The 1,836-nt window shown below is 58.4% G+C and carries 2 protein-coding genes and 1 pseudogene; all 3 read right to left on the bottom strand.

All coding sequences use genetic code 11. From position 1 onward, the window contains the following. Positions 1–366: pseudogene (locus ACFHWW_RS33715) on the bottom strand (transposase); the annotation flags it as partial. A gap of 62 nt (positions 367–428) precedes the next feature. Continuing rightward, complete coding sequence (tnpB, locus tag ACFHWW_RS33710) at positions 429–782, bottom strand: IS66 family insertion sequence element accessory protein TnpB (RefSeq protein ID WP_379943678.1); 354 nt, start codon at positions 780–782, stop codon at positions 429–431. Continuing rightward, positions 779–1,225, bottom strand: a complete 447-nt coding sequence (gene tnpA / locus ACFHWW_RS33705) for an IS66-like element accessory protein TnpA (protein WP_379943676.1) — start codon at positions 1,223–1,225, stop codon at positions 779–781. Before tnpA ends, tnpB begins: the two co-directional genes overlap by 4 nt. Positions 1,226–1,836: the final 611 nt, after the last annotated feature.

Here is a 1,836-nt window from a genome sequence, read left to right as displayed (position 1 = left end):
CCTTGCGAGGAGCAGCCTTGCCCGGATCGGATGCGCTGGCCTCGATCTTTTTCTCGACGGCGGTAATCCGCGCCTGTGTCTCGGCAATCGCCGTTCAAGGTCTTCCAGCGCCAGTTCCATCTGCGCCGGATCGAGCTTTTCCGATTTCGGCCCGAACTTCGTGCGCCGATAGTCGTGAACCTGACCTTCAAGCTTCTCGACCAGTTCCTTCAGCTCGGCGATGAACGCATCCTTTTCGGCCACCACAGCCTGCTCATGCTGACGGGCAGCACGCTCGACCGACAGCTCGAACTGCATCGCCGCGAACGCCTTCACCACCTCTGGCGGAAGGTCCGGAAACAGGCTGAGATCAAGCGGCGACGACATGCGGTATTATAGCAAGACAGCACAAAAAAACCAAACAAAACAATGCAAAGGCAGCGGGATATTCACCCTGCCGCCGACGGCGTCGTCACCCGTTGCGCCATGACCCGTCGCCAGTCGAGACCTTCGAACAAAGCTTCATACTGAGCCCTGGAAAGACGCATTGTTCCATCCTGCACCTTGGGCCAGGCAAAGCTTCCCTGTTCAAGGATTTTGTAGATCAGCACCATTCCGGTGCCATCCCATACCAGGATCTTCAGGCGATCCCCGCGCTTCGACCGGAAGATAACCGTCACCCCGGAATGCGGGTCGAGCTTCAATTCGGTCTGCACCATCAAAGCCCGCGCCTGATGCCCACAGCGGAAGTCCACCGGCCGCGTTGCAATCAGGATCGGCAGTCGTTGGCCCGCGACGATCATGCCGTCCCTCGCATGGCGCGCACCAGAGCGGCCACACGTTCAACCGGCACATCGCCGGGAACCCGCATCACAACGTCCGAGCCGATCGTGAGCGTCAAGACTGACGAAACCGCCTCCCGCAGTTTCGGCGGCGCCAAAACACTCACAGCCTCGCTCGGCTCCGCCGCAATCGCCAAAGGCACAAATGCAGGCTCGGCATCGCCGCTCTCCGCCAGGTCCGGCATAGCCTCAAAAGGCAGGGCCAGAATGCCCTCGCGCGCTTGCCGACGCCAGAAGGAAAGCTGGTGCGGAACAACCTCATGACGGCGCGCGACATCAACAACACGAACACCAGGCTCAAGGCTTTCCGCCACAATCCGCGCCTTCACGTCATCCGGCCAACGCCGGTTTCCGCGGCGCGGCTCGACAACTTCGTAGCGCCCAACAAATCCATCATCTGCCATGCCAATCTCCAGATAGTCCTGGAAACCTTCTCGCACACGCAGAAAGCCTCAAAATACAGCTAATCCAATGGGGTGGAGACGGCGCTTACGATCGTTTGCACATCCCGAACCAACTGTGCAACGGTCGGACCGTTGCGCGTCTGGTAGTATAGGCTGATGGTCGTGCGATGATTTCTTCCCGCTGGTCATCCAACACCCGTTGATCCTCTGGCCGACCGCGTTTTGCGATCCACCAACGACATGACCGTGCCACCGGCTCGAAACAATTTGATAAGGCGGCATGCGGGCTCGACTGATTTCAAGCTCGGTCGCAAGCAGTGGCGCATCTCCCGCTGTCATCTTGCCAGTCCGGTACTTCAGCAATTCCCGAATCGCATCTGCGCCGGCAGGCTGCCTCCCAAAGCGCTTCATTGACTTCATCGGGAAATGTGTCACTCATTGCAGGAACACCCTCGATTATCTCGACCGCCTGATTCTCACATTTCAAGATCCAAGCCGCATTCTCAAATTAACTACCACGCCGACCAACTGAAATCATTGGTACAGGAGTCTCGCAATTAAGTGCAAAGCGACAGGCGGCCTCTTGCAGAGCGAGAACAATCTCATCACCC

The organism is Sinorhizobium sp. P24N7, from assembly GCF_042436655.1.
GTDB classification, from domain to species: domain Bacteria; phylum Pseudomonadota; class Alphaproteobacteria; order Rhizobiales; family Rhizobiaceae; genus Sinorhizobium; species Sinorhizobium meliloti_A.
Note: the sequence above shows the minus strand (reverse complement) of the source record. Positions and strands in the feature narration are given on the sequence as shown.

Excerpts from the sequence above, each read along its gene's own strand:
- tnpA (WP_379943676.1), bottom strand. The coding sequence starts at position 1,225 with ATGGCAGATGATGGATTTGTTGGGCGCTACGAAGTTGTCGAGCCGCGC.
- tnpB (WP_379943678.1), bottom strand. The coding sequence starts at position 782 with ATGATCGTCGCGGGCCAACGACTGCCGATCCTGATTGCAACGCGGCCG.